Genomic DNA, 20,634 nt, shown 5'->3' with positions numbered 1-20,634 from the left:
TAGAGTTTAAAATGATTTCTTATTTATTTTTTTCTTTGCATGTAAGGCAATTTGTGTAAATATCTATGGATTTATCGATGGAATCACTTAATTTTTCAAGTTTCTTGGTGATGTTGATAAGTTCATCACTAGACTCAATGGCGATATACTCGCTCATACCCATTTCTTTTTGGATTTTTTCTTTATCTTCTTTACTAAAGCTTTTTTCATCTAGGTGCTCTTTAATGTCTGAATTGATCTCCATTATTTCATTGTGAATTTGTTCGCCAATTTTTTTTGCTAGGATTGAGTTTTGTTTGGTTTTTTGAATGCGTTTGATAAAATCATTAATATTTCTACTTGCTTGAGCGAGTTCGGTATCTTCTTGGAGCTGAATATTTGATAGATTATTTTCATTAAGATCTTTTGAATATTTCAGGAAATTTGCAATTTGTTTTTTTGTCCAAATTGTTGTAAATATCAAACCAAAAATAACAACCAAAACGATTGCTATAGCAATGTATTGGAAAATATTAAAGACATATTCGGTTTGCTTAGCTGCTCTATCGTAAATTTCATAAAGTTTTTTTAGGTTTTGTGCTAGTAGGCTACCATTGTGGTTTATTCCACTTAGAGAATCAGACAATATCTCTTGATTGGCTATAATTTCGTGAATATTAAAAGCATATTTTTGCCAAAAATTATAGTTCATTTTGATAGTTTCATAAAGTTCCTTATTGCTTTTATAAGTAGAGTTGGTATAAAAACTCAAAATGGTTGAGTTGTATTCTTCAAAAGCGTTCAAAAATTCATCATAAGCACTTTTTTCTTTTTTTATTGTGTATAGAGTCAGCTGATAAGATATTTTTTGGGTGAGCATTCTTTGTTTCCCTGCTTGGTTTATCTCTTCTTGAGTTACTTTTCTCTGGAGCATTTTTTTAACAATTTCATCACTCATATCTAGTAGTTTTTGATTGTTTAAATATAAGAAATTTCTATTTTTATATAGGTTCTTTCTTGAAATTTCGTAAGATCTGATGTTGTCGTTGAATATTTTTAACTCATCTTGCATTTGGGTGAGTAGTTTTTTGATATAGACTCTATCTAGCCAAAAAATTTTATAAGTTTTATCTTGATAAAAAAGTGTGTCAAATTTTTTCAGCAAACTGCTAGATTTTTCGTTGAGGATTTCAAAATCATTAGTATTGCGATAGTTGTCTAAAAAAACTTCCTTGATGATTGACTGAGATAAATTTACTTGAATATTCAGATTATTCAGCACTCTTGTGAGTGAAATATTGGCTCTATTGAGATAAATATTAAATATCATCACAAAAAACACCACAACAAAAGTGATCCCAACAATCGTAGATAACCTTGAAGAGATGGGATTTTTAAAAGCAAATTTCATTTATATTCCTATATTTTATAAATTTCTTGTAAGCTATTTTTATTTACTATTTTAATTTCGCCACTTTCGGTAGGCTCTATAATACCATCTTGTTTTAATTTTTTTAGAATTCTTGAGAGTGTTTCGGGTTGAATATTGAGTCTATAGGCAATTTCTTGGCGTTGCATAAGGTTAAAACGATATAGATCTTTATCTAATGTGTATGCTAGTTTGGCAATAGCATCAAAAACAATATCACGATTGATTGTTTCATATAGTTTTTGATTTTTTAGAATCATCTGTTTAGAGAGATTTGAAAATAAATTTATATTTTGTTGTACAAGTTGGAATAATTTTTTGGAATCAATACTTAAAATTTCACTTTTTTCCCAAACACAGGCATTGCCAAAAGTCTTGATTTGATTGAAATTAATATCATTGATAAGTAAAAGATTATCTTCATCTTCTTGCATAGAGTCAATAGCATAGAGATATTTTTTATTTCCAAATCGATCGAATTTGTGAATATCTATAGAGCCACTGAGCAAAAACAAAACACTCTCAATGATTTGTCCCTCATAAAACAAGATAAAATCTTTTTCATAAGATCTTATCTTACTAAAATCACAAATTTTTGTAAGTGTGTTTTCATCTATGCCATTAAAGAAAGATAGGGATCTTAGTTTTTCAATCAAATTTTTCCCTTCATTTTCAGAACTTGTATTGCTTGCAAGTAAGGAATTTTAGTAAAATCATACTTGCTAAAAAGAGTATTCTGTGTAGCTTTTATACTCAAAACTACACAGATTATAGACTAAAATTTTCCATTAAATTAAAATTCAAATATTTATAAATACTATCTTTTTTATTATCAAGTTTTTCAGGTACCAATTTGATATACTCTTCTTTAGTAGGGAGTCTTCCTATTAGGGCACATACAGCACCAAGTTCTGCACTTCCTAAATACACTTGAGCACCCTTACCCATACGATTATCAAAATTTCTTGTGGAGGTAGAGAAGACCACAGCATTATCTTTTACTCTTGCTTGATTCCCCATACATAAACTACATCCCGGTATTTCTATCCTGGCTCCTGCAGCTCCAAATACAGAAAGATAACCTTCTTTGGCGAGTTGTTTTTCATCCATCTTTGTAGGAGGTGCCATCCAAACTCGTGTTGGAGATTGTCCTGCACCTTTTATGATCTCCCCAAAGGCTCTGAAATGACCGATATTGGTCATACAGCTACCGATAAAGACCTCATCAATATGATGAGGTCTTTTGGAATCACTTAAAATTTCACTTAGTGTGGCCACATCATCAGGATCATTTGGACAAGCCAATATAGGTTCTTTTATATCATTCAGATTGATTTCAATAATGGCTGCATATTCAGCATCCTTATCAGGTTGAAGTAAAACGGGATTTTTTATCCATTCACGCATTTTATTAGCACGACGTTTTAAAGTAGTCGCATTTTCATATCCATTTTGAATCATTTTTTCAATCAATTCAATATTGGATTGAAGATACTCAATGATAGGCTCTTTGTTGAGCAAAATACTACAAGCAGCCGCACTTCTTTCAGCACTCGCATCACTAAGTTCAAAAGCTTGTTCGACCTTGATATTTTCTAAACCTTCAATTTCAAGTATCCTGCCATTGAAAATATTTTTTTTACCTTTTTTCTCTACTGTCATTAAGCCTTGTTTGATAGCATAATAAGGGATTGCATTGACTAAATCTCTAAGAGTAATACCTGGATTTAGTTCTCCTTTGAAGCGCACCAATACGGATTCTGGCATATTCAATGGCATAGATCCTGTTACAGCTGCGAATGCGACCAATCCACTTCCTGCTGGAAAACTAATGCCTATAGGAAACCTTGTATGACTATCGCCTCCTGTGCCCAATGTATCAGGTAGGCACATGCGATTAAGCCAAGAGTGTATAACACCATCTTTGGGGCGCAACGCTACTCCACCTCTAGTGGTCATAAAATCAGGTAAGGTTGCTTGTAAGCTAATATCAGCAGGTTTTGGATAAGCAGCTGTATGGCAAAAGCTTTGAAGTACAAAATCAGCACTAAAGTTCAGACTTGCTAATTCTTTGACTTCATCTCGAGTCATAGCACCTGTAGTATCTTGACTTCCTACAGTTGTTGCGATTGGTTCACAATAAGTTCCCGCTCTAATGCCATTAACTCCACAAGCTAATCCGACAATTTTTTGAGCTAATGTAAAGCCTTTTCCAGTATCTTTTGGAATTTCAGGTTTTGCAAAAATATCAGATTCGCTAAGTCCTAGAAATTTTCGGGCTTTATTGGTTAAACCTCTTCCAATAATAAGGGAAATTCGCCCACCAGCTCTAATTTCATCTACAATTGTATTTGGAGTGAGTGTAAATTTACTTATAGGGGCACCATTTTTCTCTATTACTCCCTTATAGGGATGGATTTTTATGATATCGCCTTCTTTTATATCTTTTACATCTGCTATTATAGGTAGAGAGCCGCTATCCTCGCAAGTATTAAAAAATATTGGGGCGATAACTCCACCTATAACGATTCCTCCAGTTTTTTTATTTGGCACATAGGGGATTTCATTCCCAAAATGCCACATAATAGAGTTGCAAGCTGATTTTCTTGAGCTTCCTGTTCCAACCACATCTCCAACATACGCAACAGGCAGACCTTTGGATTTGATGTCTGTAAGACGTTTTTCATAGTTATCAACTCGATTTTTTAACATCGCTTTAGCGTGTAAGGGAATGTCGCTTCTAGTGAATGCATCACTTGCTGGACTTAAATCATCAGTGTTTGTTTCGCCATCAATTTTTAATACACACATTTCTATTACTTCGTTCAATGCGGGTTTGCTTAAAAACCACTCTGCATTTGCCCAAGATTGAATAACTTCTTTTGCTAGGATATTGTTTTGACTTAATTTTGCTATTTCATCAAAACTATCATACACAAGCAATGTGTGTTTGAGTGCATTTGCAGATTCTTGAGCAATGTCCTTATTTGTATGAGAAATACCCTCTATTAGATATTTGACATTATAACCACCTAACATTGTGCCTAAGTATCTAATAGCTTCAAGGCTTGAAAACTCATCACATACAAGTTCGCCATTTGAAATTTTTCCCAAAAACTCTGCTTTTACTTTTGCACCCTCATCTACACCTGGACTCACTCTATGAATCAATAATTCCTTAGCAAAAAGCTTTTCTTCTTTAGTTGAGGCTGTGCTTGTGAGGATTTCAATCGCCTCTTGTACTTCTTTTGCATTCAAAGGAAGCGGAGGAATTCCATCTTGTTCTCTCTTTTGTTGTGCTTGTCTGTAATCGCCGATAAATTTTTGCATTTTGTCTCCTTTAAAAATGATTTTTCAACCTGATTGAGATATCATAATGAATTTTACCTTAACAACAAAACAAACATAATAAACATTTATGATTTTGTTTTTTTATGAGTTATTCTGAGTTAGGTTATGATGCTTTTCTTCTAAAAAAAAATATCTTTGTAATTTGTTTTCTAAATCCTCTTTGGCATCTTGTATTTCTCTAGCAATGTTCGCAATACCTTTTTGTTGATAGATTCTTTCATCGCTTAATTCTAGCTCTAAAGACTTAATAATATTCTCTAGTTTTTCTATTTGATTTGGCAAAAGATCTAATTCCATTGCGTCTTTGTAGCTTAGTTTGTTATTTTTCTTGATTTTTTCATCTTTTTGATTGTCTTTTAGATCTGATTCTAAGACATCATATTCTGCAAGTTCTTTTTGGATATCTAGATATTCTGTATAGCTCATATAACTTTCTTCACATATTCCATCGCCTTTAAATACTAAAAGCTTATGGGCTATTTTATCCACAAAATATCTGTCGTGACTTACAAAAATGAGTGCTCCATCAAAATTCTGTAAATATTCCTCAAGGATATTGATAGTCGCAATATCTAAATCATTGGTGGGTTCATCTAAAATCAGGCAATCATATTTTCTTGCAAACAATAATGCAAGTGCAACTCGATTTTTCTCCCCTCCGCTCAAATATGATATTTTTTTGTCCAAAAACTCCTTAGGAAATAAGAAGTTTTTTAGATAGCCAAAAACATGCATATTTTTGCCTTTGATTTCGATATGATCTCCACCATTAGGACAAAAAGTCTCTAACAAATTTTTATCTTCATCTAGCATTTTTCTTTGTTGATCAAAATAGCCAATGCTAATATCTCCTCGCTTGATAATGCCACTATCTTGGGGAATTTGATTTAAAAAAATTTTTAAAAGTGTTGATTTTCCGCTTCCATTTTTTCCTACAATAGCGATTTTATCTTTCTGCAAGATTCTTAGACTTAGATTAGAAATAAGAACCTTCTCTTCAATTTTTTTACTGATTTTTTCACATTCAAAAAGCATTTTTTTGGCATTTTTGCTTTCATCTCGGTTGAAATGCTTTTGTTCTCTTTGGAGTTCTAGACGCATTTTTTTGATAATAGAGGGATTTGCTTTGGCATTTTTTCTCATTTCCAATACCCTTGCCTTACGACCTTCATTGCGTTTTCTTCTGCCTTGAACTCCTTTATTTAGCCATTCTTCTTCTGATTTTAAGAGTTTAAGCAAATGTTCGTGTTCTTTTGAGAGATTCTTTAATATCTCCTCTTTTTTTTGCAAATAATTACTATAACCTCCTTCAAAGCTTAAAAGTTTTCCTTCGTCAATTTCTACCACCCTATGAGCTAGGCTTTCTATAAAGTATCTATCATGGCTTATGAACACTACAGAACAACTAAGAGAAGAAATCATTTCTTCAAGGAATTCAACCATTTGGACATCAAGATGATTGGTGGGTTCATCTAAAATCAAAATATCTGCTTTTTTTAAAAGCATTACAGATAAAGCAAGGCGTTTTTGTTCTCCTCCACTCAAAGTATTTGCCAATCTGTTTGCTATATTTTCCAAATCAAATCTTTGTAAAATTTCATCCACTTTGCTATTTATATCCCATCCGCGATGTTCTTCTATAAAACTTATAAGCATTCCTTGCTCTTGTAGCCCTTCTTCTGTGCTATCTTGAGTATTTAGAAATTCAAGACGCTTGTGCGCATCTCTAAGTTCTGCTAGACTGTCTTCGCAAACATCCCTGACACTCATTAGTGGTTCAAAGATTGGATTTTGTGGCAAACTCAGGATTTTTAAGTTATTTTGAAAGATACATTCACCTTCATCAGTTTCAATTTCTTTAGTGATGATTTTTAAAAGTGTTGATTTCCCACTCCCGTTTTTTCCTACGATAGCGATCTTTTCTCCCTTTGGGATGGAAAAATTTATATCCTTTAAAATCACTTTATAATCGTATTGTTTGCAAACTCCTAATAAACTTACTAACGCCATTGGTACCCCTATTTAAAAGATATAAAATGATACCAAAGTTTTAACGATGGATTTTTGAATTATTGTATCAAGGTGGTTTATTATTTTAAAAGACTAAAAACAAATTTAAAGCCAAAGGAATTTAATGGAGGCATTGTTGCAAACCAAAAACCTTGTGAAATTTTATGATAATCATCAAATTTTAAAAGGCATTGATTTTAGCATACAAAAAAGTCAAGTGGTTGTTATTTTAGGGCCTAGTGGATGCGGAAAAAGCACTTTTTTGAGATGTCTGAATGGACTAGAAGAGATACAGGCAGGTCAAATAATTTTAGATGGTAAAATCATCAACACTCCTAAGACCAATTGGAATCTTATCAGGCAAAAAATTGGTATGGTTTTTCAAAGCTATGAATTATTCCCCCATATGAGTGTGCTTCAAAATATTCTTTTAGGCCCCTTAAAAGCTCAGAATCGAAAAAAAGAAGAAGTCAGTTCTCAGGCTTTAAAATTACTCAAAAGAGTTGGACTTGAAAATAAACAGAATGCTTACCCCAAAGAACTTTCAGGAGGTCAAAAGCAACGGGTGGCTATTGTTAGGGCACTGTGTATGAATCCCGAAATAATGCTTTTTGATGAGGTAACAGCTTCTTTGGATCCTGAAATGGTTAAAGAAGTCTTAGATGTTATTTTAGAACTTGCAAAAGAAGGAATGAGTATGATTATTGTAACTCATGAAATAAAATTTGCTCAAGCAGTTGCAGATAAAATTGTATTTTTTGATGAAGGGATTATTCTGGAAGAGGGCAATCCAAAGGATTTTTTTACTTCTCCAAAAACAGAACGTGCAAAGAAATTTCTTGATATGTTTAATTTTTTGGGTAGTTTTTAACCTGCTTGTGTTAATGTATCAGATGCAAAAAAATCAAAGGAATCAAATGATAAACTTAAAAATAAAAAAAATGTTCAGAATACTTTTTATGGTATCTATAGGTGCTTTTCTTGTGGCTTGTTCAAATGGTGGTGACAAAAATCAAGATAGTATTTCTTCCATTAAACAAAGAGATATTTTAAAAGTGGGAGTTTTTAGTGATAAGCCACCATTTGGTTTTATCAACCCACAAGGCCAATATGATGGTTTTGATGTATATATTGCTAAAAAAATTGCAAAAGATTTATTAGGCGATGAATCAAAAATTGAATTTGTGCCAGTTGAAGCACTCTCTAGGGTTGAATTTCTTAAATCTGGGAAGGTCGATATTATTATGGCAAATTTTACAAAAACCAAAGAAAGACAGGAGGTTGTCGATTTTGCTTTGCCTTATATGAAGGTCGCACTTGGAGTTGTTTCTAAAAATGGAGAAATAAAAAGCATTGATAATCTCAGGGATAAGCCTTTGATAGTCAATAAAGGAACCACAGCAGATTTTTACTTCAGCAAAAACTATCCTGACATAAAACTACTCAAATACGATCAAAATACTGAGGCGTTTCAAGCTCTAAAAGATGATAGAGCAGATGCTTTGGCACACGATAATACTTTGTTGTTTGCCTGGGTTAAAGAAAATCCTGGTTTTGTCGTTAGTATCTCTTCTTTGGGAGATGAGCAGAGTATTGCTCCAGCTGTTAAAAAAGGAGACAAAGAGCTTTTAGAGTGGCTAAATAATGAAATCAAAATTCTAACTCAAGATGGTTTTATTAAACAGGCCTATGAAGCTACACTTGCACCAATCTATGGGAATGATGTGGATCCAATTTCTGTAATTTTTGAACCTAAGAATTGATTATTCTCCGCCCATTGCTTCGCTTTGGGCGCTTGCAGTGAGTGGATCAATGATTGTATCAAGGTTTCCAGATAACATGACTTCTTCAAGGCTGTATAGCGTTAGACCTATTCTATGATCGGTGAGACGGTTTTGAGGATAGTTATAAGTTCTGATTCGTTCACTCCTATCTCCACTCCCAACTTGAGATTTTCTAGCTTCTGAATTTTGTATTTTTTGCTCATCAATTTGTGCTTCATAGATACGAGCTTTTAGAATTTTCATTGCCTTGTCTTTATTCTTGTGTTGAGATTTTTCATCTTGCATAGATACACTGATTCCAGTAGGGATGTGAGTGATTCTCACGGCTGAATCAGTGGTATTTACAGATTGACCTCCGTGTCCTCCTGCACGGAATACATCCACTTTTAGATCATTTGGATTGATATTCACTTCTACATCATCAACTTCAGGCATAATCGCTACAGTGATAGCTGAGGTATGAATTCTTCCTTGAGATTCGGTTTCAGGAACTCTTTGAACTCTATGTGTGCCAGCTTCGTATTTAAGCCTAGAGTACGCTCCTTTTCCCTTTATAAGTGCGATGATCTCTTTATATCCACCAAAATTATTTTCACTAGAGCTAATGATTTCAACTTTCCATTTTTTTATATCTGCATATCGACAATACGCACGAAAAAGATCTCCAACAAAAATACCTGCTTCATCTCCTCCTGTTCCAGCTCGTAATTCTAAATAAATATTTTTATTGTCGTTTGGATCTTTGGGTGTGAGAAGAGTTTTTATCTCCGACTCTAAGATGATTTTTTTACTCTCTAAAGCTTTGAGTTCTTCTTTGGCAAGTTCTCCCAACTCTTTATCTTCTAGTAAAATTCTATTTTCTTTGATAGATTCTAAAACTTGGATATATTCTTTAGCACTCTGGGTTATTTCCTCAATATCGCTTTGTTCTTTACTTAAGGAAGTGAGTTTTTTTACATCCCCAATGACATCTGAATTAGCCAATAATGAAGAAATTTCATCATAGCGTTGAATAATTGGGAGAAGTTTTTGCACAAGCATATTAAGGTTCCTAAGGTTGAGAAAGTCAAGAGGAAGGATTTACAAAGCTACCAAAAAGTTAGGCAGCTTTGGTAGCAATTTTTTTAACAGAAGCGTTTAACCTAGAAACTCTCCTAGAAGCTGTATTTTTCTTAATAATACCTTTACTGACAAATTTATGCAATTCCTTATTTGCTATTTTTAAACTTTCTTGGGCTTTTGAAACATCGTTTGCACTGACTGCTTCACGAACTGCCTTGATAATATTCTTGATTCTAGTTCTGTAGTACCTATTTCTCTCAGTTCTCTTTTCAGTCTGTCTAATTCTCTTTTCTGCAGATTTATGATTCGCCATCTTTTTGGTTAATCCTTTTGTAATTTTTTCTAAGGCACAATTATGCCCTAGATTTGATTAAAAATAGTTTAAAATTGCACTTTGAAATTCACCCTATTTTTGGAGATTAATAATGAGAATTTTTGGAACTGATGGCGTTAGGGGAAAAGCGGGTATAGATATCACTCCTATTCTTGCGATAAAATTAGGAATTGTGGCTGGATTGTATTTTCGTAAGCATTCTATCACTAATAAAATTTTGGTAGGTAAAGATACTCGAAAAAGTGGTTATATGATAGAGAATGCACTTGTAAGTGCCCTGACTTCTGTTGGGTATGATGTAATACAAGTAGGCCCTATGCCTACTCCAGCGATTGCTTTTTTGACTGAAGATATGCGATGTGATGCAGGGATTATGATCAGTGCATCACACAATCCTTATGAGGATAACGGAATAAAGTTTTTCAATCGTTTTGGTTATAAAATAGATGAAAAAGCTGAAGCTGAGATCGAAAAACTGTTTGATGATCAAGATCTTATTGAGAGTAGCTATAAAACAGGCTTAGAAATAGGGAATTCTAAACGGATTGATGATGTAATAGGACGTTATATCGTGCATATAAAAAACTCTTTCCCAAAAAATCTTACCTTGCAGGGGATTCGTGTGGTTGTGGATACAGCAAATGGTGCTGGTTATAAAGTAGCTCCCACTATATTTAGCGAGTTAGGTGCAGATGTGGTGGTTATCAACAACAAACCAAACGGTCAGAATATTAATGAACAATGTGGTGCGATGCATCCTTTATCGCTTAGCAATGAAGTTAGGCGTTATCGTGCTGATATTGGATTTGCACTTGATGGAGATGCTGATAGATTGGTGGTAGTTGATAATAAAGGGAATGTGGTAGATGGAGATAAGCTTATTGGCGTATTAGGGGTATATCAAAAAAAAATAGGAAGTCTCAAAAATAATAAACTTGTAAGTACTGTTATGAGTAATCTAGCTCTTGAGGAATATCTTCAAACTAATGACATTGAACTGATTAGAACCAATGTTGGAGATAAGTATGTGTGTGATGAAATGCAAAAAAACGGTGCAAGTTTAGGTGGAGAACAAAGTGGGCATATTATTTTTGGTGATTATGCAAAAACTGGAGATGGTCTTGTGAGTGCCCTTCAAGTGATGGCAGCTTTAAATGAGAGTGGAAAAAAAAGCTCAGATTTATTCAATGCATTTGAACTGTATCCCCAAAAGCTTATCAATTTGAATGTTGAACAAAAAATTCCATTAGAATCAATTGTTGGTTATGCTGAAAAGATTCAAGAAGTTTCTTCATTGGGTATGCGTCATCTTATAAGATATTCAGGCACAGAGAATAAGTTACGCATTCTTTTGGAGGGAAAAAATAAGTCTGTGCTTGAATCGAGCATTAAAGATTTAAGCGAATTTTTAAAAAATAAACTTTCTTGAGGTTCAAATGAAAAAAAGTTTTTTGATTTTTTTGGTTATTTTTTTGGTTGTTTTTGCATTAGATCAATTCATCAAACACCTTATAGTTCATGGTTTTGATTATGAAAGTGAGGCTGTTTCCATTGCACTTATTTATAATAAGGGCGTTGCTTTTTCTATGTTTAGTTTTTTGGGCTCTACTTTGAAATATATCCAGATAGTGCTTGTATTTGTTGTACTAACTGCACTAGTGCGTCAAAAAGAATTTTTTATTCACAATCATTATGTTTTTGGGATTATTTTTGGGGCAGGTTGTTCTAATATACTAGATAGATTTACTTATGTTGGGGTCGTGGATTATATTCATTGGCATTATGTTATTGATTTTCCTGCGGTGTTTAATTTTGCTGATGTGATGATTGATATTGGAGTTGGAATTTTGATTATGAAGATGTTGTTTTTAAGTAAAACTAAATAATGCTTTGTATATAATGTCCCGCTAGTTTTGATCGCGTAGCTCAGTTGGTAGAGCACTACCTTGACATGGTAGTGGTCGTTGGTTCAAGTCCAATCGTGATCACCATCGCAACTTTCCTTTTCTATTCAATCATAGTGTATTATCTCCTATTAATTACCCCAAATCTCATAAACAACAACCCTGATTAACTATTTTCTAATATTTTCATTGCATTTCATAGTATATTGCAACCCATTCATAGTATATTGTAGTCAATAAAAAATGGTTACAAAAACGGAGACAAAAATGGCTATAATTTTATAACCTCTTGTTTTGTAACCACTTTATTACATCTAGTTCAAACTAAAGCCATTTGTGAGTTGTCTTGATTTTATAAAAAAGGCTATCAATGACAGAACTTGAAATTAAAAATGCTAAACCAAAAGAAAAAGACTATTTCTTATCAGATATAAAAGGATTGCGATTATTGGTTCATCATTTAGGTTATAAGTATTGGCAATACAGATACACCCATCAAAAACGAAGAAAATTAATCAATCTGGGTTCTTATCCTCAAATTTCATTGTTACAAGCAAGAAAAAAGCTTTAGAATATCAAGAACTTGTTTTTAACAATCAAGACCCACAATTTATCAAAAAACAAGAAGAAATGCTTTTAACATTTGATACACAAGCTCAAATTCATAGAATTTATGAGGAATGGTTTTTAAGGAAAAATGAAAAACTACAAAAAGGTGCAATACAAAGAATTAAAAGATTCTTTGAGGGGCATTTCCTTCCTTATTTTTCAAAATATGATAAAGATAGAAGCATTATTTCTTCTTTGAATATCAATGATGTTACTCATCGAGATGTCATTGATATTGTTATTAAATTTGAAAAAACGAGTTAGCAAACTTAGCAAATTTCTCTATAGTATTTTGATTTCTTTAAATGTGTCGTTTTTAAAGAACCTGATTTTTTACCCTAAAATAATGCGAAATTAAAAGAAATTTGAGTATATTTTTGTCTTTCATATCTATCAATTTTATTAAGGGCACAAGAATGGGCAATTTTTCAAAACTTGGGTTTATTTTAGCGACTTTAGGGAGTTCAATCGGATTAGGTCATATATGGAGATTTCCTTATATGGCAGGAGTGAGTGGAGGAGGCGGGTTTGTTCTTTTGTTTTTGTTCTTGTCCTTAAGCATAGGAATTTCTATGTTGGTAGCTGAAATGCTTATTGGCCATACTACAAACAAGAATACCACAGAAGCTTTCAAGGAACTTGATCCAACCCCCAAAAAAAAGTGGGGATATGCTGGTATTACTCTTGTTGGTGGTCCTTTTATCTTAACTTTTTATTCTATTGTACTTGGATGGGTGGCATATTATCTATTCGTTGTGAGTTTTGATCTTCCTGTAGATGTAGTAGCTTCAGAAGCAGAATTTAAAAACTTACTTACCAATTCGATTTTGCCCCAAATTTTAGGCTTTACTGCAGTATTGGGTATAACTGGATGGGTAGTTTCTAGAGGCATCAAAAATGGTATCGAAAAGTTAAATTTTGTCTTGATGCCCCTTTTGTTCATTATTTTTATTGGTCTTTTGATCTATGCAATGACTATGCCATCTTTTTCCGAAGCATTTAAGTTTATGTTTGCCTTCAAGTTTGAGGAAATCACTCCAAATGTTCTTGTTGCATCACTTGGCCAAGTTTTTTTCTCACTTAGTTTGGGTGTGGGTATCATCATTACCTATTCAGCTTCCACTAATGAGAAACAAAATCTTCTTAAGAGTGCATTTTGGGTTGTGATACCTGGAATATTGATTTCTTTAATTGCAGGATTGATGATATTCACTTTTGTTTTTGAATATGGTGCAAAGGTTTCTGAGGGTCCAGGACTTGTTTTTGTTTCTTTGCCTTTGATTTTTGGTCAAATGGGCTTAGCTGGTAATATCATCTCTGTTTTATTTTTAGTCGCTCTTGGATTTGCTGGTATTACTTCTACCATATCACTCTTAGAACCATCAGTGAAATACATTATAGATAGATTTGCCCTAAATCGATTTGTTTCAACTTGGCTTATTGCTTTAGGAATCTATGTAGTGGGTATTGTGATGATATTTTCTTTGAATGTGGATTATAAAAATGACCTGACATTTTTTGATAAAAGCCTTTTTGATTGGGCGGATTTTTCTTCTTCAGCTATCGTGATGCCTCTAGGGGGATTTTTATCAGTTATCTTTGTAGGTTGGGTTGTTGGCAAGGAGAGAGTTTATGAGTTCAGTAAGCATTTTTTATCCAGGAAAATATTTGAAGTATGGTTTTTTATATTGCGTTACATTGCTCCATTGGTCGTTATTGTGATATGGATAGCCAAATTTGTAGAATTATTTTCATAAGGATTAACTTTGGCTAATTTTTCAAAATTTGGATTTATCTTAGCGACTTTAGGAAGCTCTATTGGGTTAGGTCACATATGGAGATTTCCATACATGACAGGCAACAATGGAGGGAGTGCTTTTGTTGTGCTTTATTTGTTTTTGACTCTTACGATTGGTATCTCTATGTTGCTATCTGATATGATCATAGGCAACAGAGGCAGGAAAAATATTGTTTCTTGTTTTGGAGATTTATATAAAAATAATTTTATCACAAAGCTTAGTGGTATATTTCTTTTGGGTGGTCCTATCATTTTATCTTTTTATTCAGTAGTTCTTGGTTGGGTGCTGTACTATCTATTTGTAGTGAGCTTTCAACTTCCTACCACTCTTTTGGAGTCTCAGCAAATATTTACAGAACTAAAGGACTATAGTATTTATTGGCAGATTGTGGGCTTTAGTTTTTGTTTGATTTTGACTTCTTGGATTGTTTGCTTTGGCATCAAAAAAGGTATTGAAAAGTTAAATTTTGTCTTAATGCCACTTTTATTCATCATTTTTATTGGTCTTTTGGTCTATGCGATGACAATTCCATCTTTTATGGAGGCATTTAAATTTATGTTTGACTTTGCTCCTGAGAAAATCACTTTAAAGGTAATTGTAGAATCTTTAGGTCAAGTGTTTTTTTCGCTTAGTCTAGGGGTAGGCACCATCATTACTTATGCAGCCTTTACTCATAAAAATGAAAATTTACTCAAGAGCTCTCTTTGGGTAGTATTGCCTGGAATTTTAATTTCACTAGTTGCTGGATTGATGATATTCACTTTTATTTTTGAATACGGCGGGAGTCCGCAGCAAGGGGATGGTTTGGTATTTATTTCCCTTCCTTTAGTGTTTGGACAAATGGGTATTACTGGAGAGATTATTTCAATTTTGTTTTTGGTGGCATTGATGTTTGCTGGAGTCACTTCAACTGTATCGCTTTTAGAACCTTCTGTGGTTTATTTGATTGAAAAATTTAAAATCAAACGCTCTTTTGCTACTTTGATTGTAAGTGGTTGCGTTTTTATCGTTGGAATTTTAATCATCTTTTCATTGAATGTGGATTACGCAAAGACACTCACCTTTTTAAATAAAAACATGTTTGCGTGGGCAGATTTTCTCACTTCCTCAATTCTTATGCCCTTAGGAGGATTATTTTCAACCGTATTTGTCGGTTATGTCATAGGTAGAAAGAAAGCCCATGAATATACTGAACATTTCCTGTCTGTGAGATTGTTTAAAATATGGTATTTCTTGATACGTTATATCATACCAGTTGTTATCATTGTGATTTTGATCTCACAAATTTTGCATTCTTTTTAGTCTTCTTTGTGATTTGATTTTGCAACATTTAGGGCTGCAGGTGCTTGAGTGGTTGGCATTAACTCAATACGATTTATATTTATATGTTCAGGAAGGTTTGCACACCAAAATATTGTTTCAGCTATATCATCAGGCAATAGGGGTTTGGTATTTTCATAAACTTGACTTGCTTTTAGCTTATCTCCGCTAAATCGCACTATTGAAAATTCACTTCCCCCAGAGAGTCCAGGTTCTATATTGCTGATACGGATATTTTTATCATATAGATCTGCACGAAGATTAAGGCTGAATTGTTTTACAAATGCTTTTGTTGCCCCATATACATTTGCACCAGGATAAGGATAACTTCCAGCGATTGAACCCAGATTGATAATGTGACCTTTTTTGTGTTTTACCATTTCTGGTAATAATAGGTGAGTCAATTTTACAAGTGCCATAATGTTTGTATTTATCATCACTTCCCAATCTTCTAGCTTTGTTTTATCCGCACTTTCTAGCCCAAGTGCTAAACCAGCATTATTTACTAATACATCAATATTTTCAAAATTTTTAGGGAGATTTTTTAAGCCATTTTTGATCGTTTGTATATCGTTCACATCAGAAACAATAAATTGAAAATTTTCTCCCAATTCTTTTTGGAGTTTTTGAAGTTTTTCCTCTCTTCTTGCTAGTGCGATGACCTTGTGTCCTTCCTTAATGAATCTTTTGCAAATAGCTTCTCCAAATCCCGCAGAAGCACCTGTAACAAAAATTATCATTACATTATCCTTTAAATGGTTTTATTGTTTTAGTATATAACAAAATTTAAAGGAATCACAAATGCAAGAATTTGATATTGTCATCATCGGATTTGGAAAAGCGGGCAAAACTTTAGCACTCAAAAGTGCTGCAAAAGGTAAAAAAGTTGCTTTGATAGAAAAGTCAAAAAAAATGTACGGTGGTACTTGCATTAATATTGGGTGTATTCCTACAAAAAAACTTGTTTATCAATCCCATCTCTCAAAGATGACCCCCACTTATTCTTATGCTCAAAGTATTGAAAATAAGAATAAATTGATTCTCGCACTTAGAGAAAAAAATTATCAAAATTTAATACAGCAACCAAATATCACGATTTTTGATGGCAAGGCTTCATTTTTAGATTCCAAAACTATTTGTATTGAGGGGGAGGAAAAATTACAGATAAAGGGTGAAAAGATTTTTATCAATACAGGTTCAAAGAGCTTCATCCCTGATATGCCTATAAAATCTAAAAAAGTTTACACTAGCACAGAACTATTAGATTTGGATGTTTTACCTACTAAACTTTTGATTATTGGAGGGGGTTATATTGGGCTTGAGTTTGCTAGCATGTATGCAAATTTTGGATCAAAAGTGAGTGTTTTAATCCGTAAAAATCAACTAATGCCCAAAGAAGACGAAGATATTGCGGCCTCTGTTGAGGCTTGTCTTGAAAAAATGGGCATTGAAATTATCTACGAGGCTGTGCCAATATCCATTGAAGATGAGGATGAAAAAGTAAAAATTTCATTTGATAAAGAAGGTAGAACCAATCATATTTTAGGTGATGCCGTATTGTTTGCTACAGGGAGAAAAGCGTATACGGAAGGTTTGAATCTACAAAAAGCAGGGGTTGCTATAAACAATCAAGGAGAAATTATTACAAATGAATTTTTGCGTACCAATATTGAAAATATTTATGCCTTGGGTGATGTGAAGGGCGGACCACTTTTTACTTATATTTCTTTAGATGATTTCAGGATTGTTTTTGATTTGATTTTTGGCAATGGCAAGCGAAGTGTAAAAAATCGTCCTGCTGTTCCTGAAGTGATATTTTTAGATACGCCGCTTGCTTGTGTGGGGCTAAAGGAAAAAGAGGCCTTGGCAAAAGGTTATGAAATCAAGATAGCAAAGCTATCTGCTGAGGCTATTCCTGCAGCTAGGGTTTTAAATAATACGCAAGGAATGTTAAAAGTTATCATAGATGCAAAAACAGATTTGATATTAGGTGCATCATTGCATTGCCAAAATTCTCCTGAAATAATAAATATTTTTTCATTGGCAATCAATGCGAAGCAAAGCTATGTTGTGTTAAAAGATATGATATTCACACATCCTAGTATGTCTGAGGCGATAAATGATTTATTTGGAAATATTAAATAGATCTATTGCATAAAATGGATGGCTTTTTTGCCATCGCGTTTCAAACTATCTATGATTTTGATTTTTGATTCCTTCACTAATGTGCTAATGAGTGTTTTAAAGCTTTTTTTGCTCATTTGGCATATTTCTTGTATCTCCTCAGGAGATGAATCAAAATCAAGCTCTAAAACTTTATATTTCCTAATAATTTCTAGTAAATATTTTTTATCTTCACTTCTGTCTCCAATGGGTTTTAAACAGAGATCTAGTTTTCCATCAGGACGTATTTTTGAAATATAGGCAGTACTTTTTTCCCCGATTCGTATGGGTGAAAATATTTGATTTTTATACAAAAGTCCATAATACTGACTATTTACAACACATCCTATGCCAAGGGGAGTTTTTTCAAAAGGCAAGATTTCAACTTTTACATAAGGAGTATTGAATAAATAGGGTTTTAGATACTCTTTGATACCAAGTCTTGCGATCAGCCTTCCTTGTTTATCAAGCGTGATTCTAACAGCTACAAAATCACCCACCTTAAAACGTTTTGGAGCTTTTGTGGGCATAAAAATATCTTTATCAATACCGATATCCAAAAAACAACCCTTCTCTTCTATAGAAACAATCTTTAAGGCGAGGATTTCATCAACCACTCCATATGGTTTTTGCGTTGTAGCCACAGGTCTATCTAGCGAATCAGTATACAGAAAGACCTCAATAAAATCTCCAACTTTAAATTCTTCTAAGACAAATTTATTAGGGAGCAATACCTCTTCTTCAAAAGAGTCTTTGAGATAAGCTCCATTTTCACTAAAACGAGATATTTGAAGTTTTTGAATTTTGCCAGGATGCATCGGATTCCTTGTGAAGTTTAAAGTGCTATTGTAGCAGACATACGTGGATTTAAGTTTATAAATATAGATTAAAATTACTCTTTTGGAGAATAAATGAAAAGTGTTCAAACTTATGACCATATGAGAGATACAAATAAAAGCGTACTCTATATTATTGCTTTTTTACCTTTTTTTATCTTGCCGTTCTCTCCGCTTTTATCTTATTTTTTTGGTATGTTTTTATTACTGATTTTTACACGTTTTAATGATTATGTTATCTTGTCTCTCTTGAGTCTTGATATTGTCATTTCAGGGAGCCTAATATGGGCATCAAGGGTTTATTTTGATAACAATGGGGATGATTTTTTACGTTATTATGATACCTATAAAGATATTTTCGTGGGACATTACAGTGCATTATTTTCTTATGGCGGGGGTTTTGAAGTTGGATTTCCCTTGTTTTATTTGCTCTTGGATATTATTTTTGGTCATTTAAATATCAATGAAATTTTATTTTTCAGTATTCTTGTTCCAAGTCTTTTAATGGCAATATGGGCACTTAAATATGGCATTTCTTCTTTAGGTATTTCACAAAGAGCGTTGTGTTTATTTTTTATTTTTTTATTTTTTAGTTTTTATGCTCCTAGTGAATGGAGCAGACAGAGTTTTGCGTGTATTTTCATACTATTTGCATTTTCTCAGCAGAAATATATTTGGAAATTTATTTTCTTGCTTACTGCTTGTCTTTTTCATCTTACCTCTCTTCCTGTATTTTTTATTTTAGAATTTTTAAAGTATCGTCCCAAATTAACTTTGAGTCTTGTTGCTATAGGTTCATTGAGTTTTGTTTTTTCCTTTGAATTTATTTTGATGGCATATAAAAGTGGTATTATCCCTCATATTAGCATACTTGATAAACTTAATTTTTATAGCATTTATCAAGAAAGAGGGATTTTTATGAATCTTGATCTTTCTTTTATGTTCTTACTATTATGCATGGGTTTATTGTTTTGCATTGGACTTAGGAGTGATAATCTTAAAAAATATTGGATATATTTTTATCTCGTTTTTTTATGGTGTTATGTTGTATTTCTTCCATTTTCCTATGCCTCCAATAGATTAACGTTGATATTTAATTCATTCTTGTTAGGGTATATGTTTTTTGTCTCTGTTAGGAACTTATCAATTCTAACCTACATCGTGGGATTTTTGTTACTTTTGGGAAAATTTGCTTATTGGATTTTTGATCCTGCTTCAAAGCTATGGTTTTCTTACCCTTCTTGGGGAAATTTTTTGTATTATTTTAGTTTTTGAAAGGAATTACATGAAATATAATGATGAATCTAGAGAAATACTCCATTTATTTATGAGAAATTATAAGACAATACTAGTAGTTTTTATTGTCGTGATGGGTTTAGGCACCGCTTTTATCAAGTATGAGGATATTCAAAATACAAAAAAATCTAATTTCAAGCAAACTAGCGATCATTATTTGTTTTCTATTGAATCTAAAAATCTTACTAATCCTATGAGCGATACCAAAGCATTGCTATCTAATCGTGCTATCACACAAAATTTAAATCTACTCAAACAAAATATTCAATCCACGAATTTAGATCTTAACGCCATCGAGTCTATTCAAAATATGGATGTTACTATACCTCCATCTCCGCAAAGTCCTGATATTTTTTGGATAAATATTCAAGCACCCAATAAGGCTACAGCTCAGAAATATGCAGATATGATTGTGTGGTATGTTCAAAATTCTCCACAGGCGCTTAGTGTAAAAAACTATCTTAAAGAGATATATGATAGTTATTCTAAAAACAATGCTAGAGCAAATAATTTTGGATTTTTACAATCACAGATTCAAGAAATCTTGAAAAATGGTGTTATTATTTCTAGTGAATTGAGTAAAAAGAATAATGGCGATATTGAAGATATGGTCGTATGGACAAATGTTTCTTCTCAATTTACGCAGACCAAAATATGGGTTTTTCTAGTTGTCTCAGCATTAATGATTTCAATATTTAGTGCCTTTATAGCAGACTTTTTTAGAAATTTTCGATATAAAAAGTAATTCATTTTGAGAT

19 protein-coding genes and 1 tRNA gene are annotated in these 20,634 nt (G+C 32.8%); 12 read left to right on the top strand and 8 right to left on the bottom strand.

The genetic code is table 11. The features are described 5' to 3' along the window. Positions 1–19: 19 nt before the first annotated feature. The 4 genes from BKH42_RS01850 to abc-f form a co-directional block, all read right to left on the bottom strand. Entirely contained in the window at positions 20–1,390 is a 1,371-nt protein-coding gene (locus BKH42_RS01850) for a hypothetical protein (RefSeq protein WP_095294278.1), read from the bottom strand. 8 nt (positions 1,391–1,398) lie between these two features. Next, positions 1,399–2,064 carry a Crp/Fnr family transcriptional regulator gene (locus BKH42_RS01845; protein ID WP_095294275.1) on the bottom strand — a complete coding sequence of 222 codons (666 nt, stop codon included), beginning with the start codon at positions 2,062–2,064 and terminating at the stop codon, positions 1,399–1,401. A 112-nt stretch (positions 2,065–2,176) separates the two neighbouring features. Continuing rightward, positions 2,177–4,738: a bifunctional aconitate hydratase 2/2-methylisocitrate dehydratase gene (gene acnB, locus BKH42_RS01840; protein WP_095294274.1), complete on the bottom strand. Its 2,562-nt coding sequence runs from the start codon at positions 4,736–4,738 to the stop codon at positions 2,177–2,179. Positions 4,739–4,840: 102 nt separating this feature from the next. Next, positions 4,841–6,769, bottom strand: coding sequence for a ribosomal protection-like ABC-F family protein (gene abc-f, locus BKH42_RS01835; protein ID WP_095294271.1), 1,929 nt, complete (start codon positions 6,767–6,769; stop codon positions 4,841–4,843). 124 nt (positions 6,770–6,893) lie between these two features. Between abc-f and BKH42_RS01830 the strand changes: the two genes are divergently transcribed. Together BKH42_RS01830 and BKH42_RS01825 are read left to right on the top strand one after the other, a co-directional pair. Next, entirely contained in the window at positions 6,894–7,640 is a 747-nt protein-coding gene (locus BKH42_RS01830) for an amino acid ABC transporter ATP-binding protein (protein WP_095294229.1), read from the top strand. A 46-nt stretch (positions 7,641–7,686) separates the two neighbouring features. Beyond that, positions 7,687–8,532 carry a cysteine ABC transporter substrate-binding protein gene (locus BKH42_RS01825; RefSeq protein ID WP_180673889.1) on the top strand — a complete coding sequence of 282 codons (846 nt, stop codon included), beginning with the start codon at positions 7,687–7,689 and terminating at the stop codon, positions 8,530–8,532. Here the strand turns inward: BKH42_RS01825 and prfA are convergent, their stop codons facing one another. Then, the gene (gene prfA / locus BKH42_RS01820; RefSeq protein WP_095294225.1) at positions 8,533–9,594 is read right to left on the bottom strand and encodes a peptide chain release factor 1; all 1,062 of its coding nucleotides are present in this window, start codon (positions 9,592–9,594) and stop codon (positions 8,533–8,535) included. Positions 9,595–9,652: 58 nt separating this feature from the next. Continuing rightward, a complete protein-coding gene (gene rpsT, locus BKH42_RS01815) occupies positions 9,653–9,928 on the bottom strand; it encodes a 30S ribosomal protein S20 (RefSeq protein WP_095294224.1) in 276 nt (91 codons plus the stop codon). A 112-nt stretch (positions 9,929–10,040) separates the two neighbouring features. Between rpsT and glmM the strand changes: the two genes are divergently transcribed. The 7 genes from glmM (at position 10,041) to BKH42_RS01780 (ending at position 15,563) form a co-directional block, all read left to right on the top strand. After that, on the top strand, positions 10,041–11,378 hold the full coding sequence (gene glmM, locus BKH42_RS01810; protein WP_095294221.1) for a phosphoglucosamine mutase: 1,338 nt from the start codon (positions 10,041–10,043) through the stop codon (positions 11,376–11,378). A gap of 7 nt (positions 11,379–11,385) precedes the next feature. Next, a complete protein-coding gene (gene lspA / locus BKH42_RS01805; RefSeq protein ID WP_095294219.1) occupies positions 11,386–11,835 on the top strand; it encodes a signal peptidase II in 450 nt (149 codons plus the stop codon). 29 nt (positions 11,836–11,864) lie between these two features. Beyond that, a tRNA-Val gene (locus tag BKH42_RS01800) sits at positions 11,865–11,940 on the top strand. A 283-nt stretch (positions 11,941–12,223) separates the two neighbouring features. Then, entirely contained in the window at positions 12,224–12,424 is a 201-nt protein-coding gene (locus BKH42_RS01795; protein ID WP_095294216.1) for an Arm DNA-binding domain-containing protein, read from the top strand. A 59-nt stretch (positions 12,425–12,483) separates the two neighbouring features. Further along, positions 12,484–12,726: a hypothetical protein gene (locus BKH42_RS01790; RefSeq protein WP_095294213.1), complete on the top strand. Its 243-nt coding sequence runs from the start codon at positions 12,484–12,486 to the stop codon at positions 12,724–12,726. Between the two features lie 152 nt (positions 12,727–12,878). Continuing rightward, positions 12,879–14,219 carry a sodium-dependent transporter gene (locus BKH42_RS01785; RefSeq protein ID WP_095294211.1) on the top strand — a complete coding sequence of 447 codons (1,341 nt, stop codon included), beginning with the start codon at positions 12,879–12,881 and terminating at the stop codon, positions 14,217–14,219. 9 nt (positions 14,220–14,228) lie between these two features. Further along, a complete protein-coding gene (locus BKH42_RS01780; RefSeq protein ID WP_095294208.1) occupies positions 14,229–15,563 on the top strand; it encodes a sodium-dependent transporter in 1,335 nt (444 codons plus the stop codon). Here the strand turns inward: BKH42_RS01780 and BKH42_RS01775 are convergent. Next, positions 15,560–16,321 (bottom strand): SDR family oxidoreductase, encoded by a 762-nt coding sequence (locus tag BKH42_RS01775; protein WP_095294205.1) that lies wholly within the window; start codon positions 16,319–16,321, stop codon positions 15,560–15,562. The genes BKH42_RS01780 and BKH42_RS01775 overlap by 4 nt on opposite strands. A 61-nt stretch (positions 16,322–16,382) precedes the next feature. On the opposite strand from BKH42_RS01775, the gene BKH42_RS01770 reads away from it, so the two are divergent. Beyond that, complete coding sequence (locus BKH42_RS01770) at positions 16,383–17,726, top strand: FAD-dependent oxidoreductase (RefSeq protein WP_095294204.1); 1,344 nt, start codon at positions 16,383–16,385, stop codon at positions 17,724–17,726. Between the two features lie 2 nt (positions 17,727–17,728). Here the strand turns inward: BKH42_RS01770 and BKH42_RS01765 are convergent, their stop codons facing one another. Further along, a complete protein-coding gene (locus tag BKH42_RS01765; RefSeq protein ID WP_257874226.1) occupies positions 17,729–18,562 on the bottom strand; it encodes a S1-like domain-containing RNA-binding protein in 834 nt (277 codons plus the stop codon). Positions 18,563–18,655: 93 nt separating this feature from the next. Between BKH42_RS01765 and BKH42_RS01760 the strand changes: the two genes are divergently transcribed. Then, positions 18,656–19,855, top strand: coding sequence for an EpsG family protein (locus BKH42_RS01760; RefSeq protein ID WP_095294201.1), 1,200 nt, complete (start codon positions 18,656–18,658; stop codon positions 19,853–19,855). Between the two features lie 10 nt (positions 19,856–19,865). Then, positions 19,866–20,621: a hypothetical protein gene (locus BKH42_RS01755; RefSeq protein ID WP_095294198.1), complete on the top strand. Its 756-nt coding sequence runs from the start codon at positions 19,866–19,868 to the stop codon at positions 20,619–20,621. Positions 20,622–20,634 lie beyond the last annotated feature (13 nt).

Source organism: Helicobacter sp. 13S00482-2 (genome assembly GCF_002272795.1).
GTDB lineage: Bacteria > Campylobacterota > Campylobacteria > Campylobacterales > Helicobacteraceae > Helicobacter_J.
The sequence above is the reverse complement of the archived record's forward strand: the minus strand, read 5'-3'. Positions and strand labels throughout refer to the sequence as shown.

Bases quoted from the DNA above. Each gene is read 5' to 3' on its own strand.
- BKH42_RS01795 (WP_095294216.1), top strand. From the start codon at position 12,224: ATGACAGAACTTGAAATTAAAAATGCTAAACCAAAAGAAAAAGACTAT.
- lspA (WP_095294219.1), top strand. From the start codon at position 11,386: ATGAAAAAAAGTTTTTTGATTTTTTTGGTTATTTTTTTGGTTGTTTTT.
- BKH42_RS01755 (WP_095294198.1), top strand. From the start codon at position 19,866: ATGAAATATAATGATGAATCTAGAGAAATACTCCATTTATTTATGAGA.
- prfA (WP_095294225.1), bottom strand. From the start codon at position 9,594: ATGCTTGTGCAAAAACTTCTCCCAATTATTCAACGCTATGATGAAATT.
- BKH42_RS01825 (WP_180673889.1), top strand. From the start codon at position 7,687: ATGATAAACTTAAAAATAAAAAAAATGTTCAGAATACTTTTTATGGTA.
- glmM (WP_095294221.1), top strand. From the start codon at position 10,041: ATGAGAATTTTTGGAACTGATGGCGTTAGGGGAAAAGCGGGTATAGAT.
- BKH42_RS01760 (WP_095294201.1), top strand. From the start codon at position 18,656: ATGAAAAGTGTTCAAACTTATGACCATATGAGAGATACAAATAAAAGC.
- BKH42_RS01775 (WP_095294205.1), bottom strand. From the start codon at position 16,321: ATGATAATTTTTGTTACAGGTGCTTCTGCGGGATTTGGAGAAGCTATT.
- BKH42_RS01790 (WP_095294213.1), top strand. From the start codon at position 12,484: ATGCTTTTAACATTTGATACACAAGCTCAAATTCATAGAATTTATGAG.
- acnB (WP_095294274.1), bottom strand. From the start codon at position 4,738: ATGCAAAAATTTATCGGCGATTACAGACAAGCACAACAAAAGAGAGAA.
- abc-f (WP_095294271.1), bottom strand. From the start codon at position 6,769: ATGGCGTTAGTAAGTTTATTAGGAGTTTGCAAACAATACGATTATAAA.
- BKH42_RS01785 (WP_095294211.1), top strand. From the start codon at position 12,879: ATGGGCAATTTTTCAAAACTTGGGTTTATTTTAGCGACTTTAGGGAGT.
- rpsT (WP_095294224.1), bottom strand. From the start codon at position 9,928: ATGGCGAATCATAAATCTGCAGAAAAGAGAATTAGACAGACTGAAAAG.
- BKH42_RS01770 (WP_095294204.1), top strand. From the start codon at position 16,383: ATGCAAGAATTTGATATTGTCATCATCGGATTTGGAAAAGCGGGCAAA.
- BKH42_RS01830 (WP_095294229.1), top strand. From the start codon at position 6,894: ATGGAGGCATTGTTGCAAACCAAAAACCTTGTGAAATTTTATGATAAT.
- BKH42_RS01765 (WP_257874226.1), bottom strand. From the start codon at position 18,562: ATGCATCCTGGCAAAATTCAAAAACTTCAAATATCTCGTTTTAGTGAA.
- BKH42_RS01850 (WP_095294278.1), bottom strand. From the start codon at position 1,390: ATGAAATTTGCTTTTAAAAATCCCATCTCTTCAAGGTTATCTACGATT.